The sequence below is a fragment of the Burkholderia sp. BDU5 genome, from assembly GCF_001522845.1.
Taxonomy (GTDB): domain Bacteria; phylum Pseudomonadota; class Gammaproteobacteria; order Burkholderiales; family Burkholderiaceae; genus Burkholderia; species Burkholderia mayonis.
In genome coordinates, this window is the sequence record NZ_LOWC01000097.1 from 1 (window position 1) to 1,920 (window position 1,920).

Sequence of the window (1,920 nt, forward strand, 5' to 3'; positions counted from 1 at the left end):
GAATCGCGGTAGGAATGCCCATTACTGAACACCCCCCGCACAGATCCCGGCGTGCCCAATTCGGGCACCGGGCTCCTACCTTGAGTGCTTGACGGCAAAGCGCCGATCCGGCCATGGATGAAGAATGCGAGGTTGAGGGAGCCAGGCGTCCGCGATCCTCTCGACCCGCGTCCACGTCATATGGTCCTTCTGGCTACGGCGCCGGAGCGCGCGCCGCCAGAGATCAACGATGTGGTAGCGGAACGCGCCAAGTGCGCGCGAGTTCGTGGGTACTGCGTGGTACGCGAAGTAGCCGCGCACCACCTGCCCAAGCCATTTCCCTTGCACAGGAATCGGTTCGTGCATGCGTCGCCGAAGCTCCTCCTTGATCTGCCTGAGCTTCGCCCGCATACGATCGCCCCGGGTCTTCCGCTGAAGCTGGAAGGCGCCACGGCGCGATTTGCCGCAGATAAAGATGAAGCCCAGAAAGGTGAAGGTTTCCGGCCGGCCAAGGCCGCGACGCCGGCGGTGGGCCGCCGCATAGCGACCAAACTCCAGCAGCCTCGTCTTGTCCGGGTGAAGCGCAAGCGCGAACTCCTCCAACCGCGAACGCATCGCATCCCAGAAACGCCGCGCGTCGGCTTCATGCTCGAAGCCGACCACTACATCATCTGCGTATCGCAGAATGATGACGTTGCCTTTGGCTTCCCGCCGTCGCCACCGATTGGCCCAGAGGTCAAACACGTAATGCAGATACACGTTCGCGAACAGCGGTGAAACCACTGATCCCTGCGGCGTACCTAGCTCACTGATGCTCACCTCTCCATCTTCCAGCACGCCCGCCTTGAGCCATTTGTGCACAAGACGAATGATGCGTTGATCGCCGATCCGGTGTTCAATGAAACGGACCAGCCATTCCTGGCTGACCGAGTCGAAGAAGCTCCTGAGATCGGCGTCCAGAATCCAGTTCACCGGGGTACTGGTGATCGCTGTTGCCAATGCGTCCAGCGCATCGTGCTGACTGCGCCCGGGCCGGAACCCGTACGAGAAACCGAGGAAGTCCCCCTCGTAGATCGCATTCAGCACGTCAACCACCGCGCGCTGGACGATCTTGTCCTCCAGCGCGGCAATCCCCAACGGGCGCTGCTTACCGTCCGGCTTGGGTATGTACTGCCGTCGAACGGGCAATGCCCGATACGCTCCGCTGTGTACCTGCGCGTGCAAACGCTGGAGATGCTCGTCCAGTCCTGCCTCGTAGTACCGCCATGTCATGCCATCCACTCCCGGAGCCGCATCGCGTTTGAGCGCAAGGAACGACTCCCGGAGCCGGTCGACAGTGACATGGTGCAGTAGCGCGGTGAACCGCTCCTTCTTCCGTTGCCTTGCAGCTTGCCGTACACGTTCCAGCCCCTGTGACACGCTTGCCCGGTTCTGCGCCCGGCGCGTGCTGGACTGACCCGTGTTCCCCTTGGTCCCCGCCCTTCGCTCCACCTGCTCCGCTCCCGGTCTCCCGGCGTTGTTCGCAGGCTTCCTCGCTAATACGGCGGAGTCTGACTTCTCCCGTCCGTTCATCATCGGCTACGGCTCCTCGCCTTCCCGATGCGGACCAGCCCGTGTTGCGACTGGCCAGACGAGAGATCTCCCGGTTCCCGCACAAGGAGCGTCCGTGCGTGCCAGGGTCTCTGACCACGCCGGGTCGTCGAGGCGCTCGCGCTTGCGCGCCCCTTCGTGTTGCCTTCCGCGTTCTGAACCGCGTCGGCACCCGGAATAACACAACTATCGCGGCTCAATGGCTGGCCCACACGCTCCCCTACCGACGCTTCGCCGACCGCCTCGCGGCGGCCTGCGCACGGCTCGGGGCCGATGTGGCTCGCTATACCTTCATCGCAGTGGACTTGCACCACTTACTCCTTGCCGGTCTCCCGGCGCACTCAGAACTTG

General features: G+C 63.3%; 1 protein-coding gene. It reads right to left on the reverse strand.

What is annotated here, in order from left to right; translation table 11 throughout:
* Nucleotides 1-75 precede the first annotated feature (75 nt).
* Nucleotides 76-1,554 (reverse strand): group II intron reverse transcriptase/maturase, encoded by a 1,479-nt coding sequence (ltrA, locus tag WS69_RS15335; RefSeq protein ID WP_108034046.1) that lies wholly within the window; start codon nt 1,552-1,554, stop codon nt 76-78.
* Between the last annotated feature and the right edge of the window lie 366 nt (nt 1,555-1,920).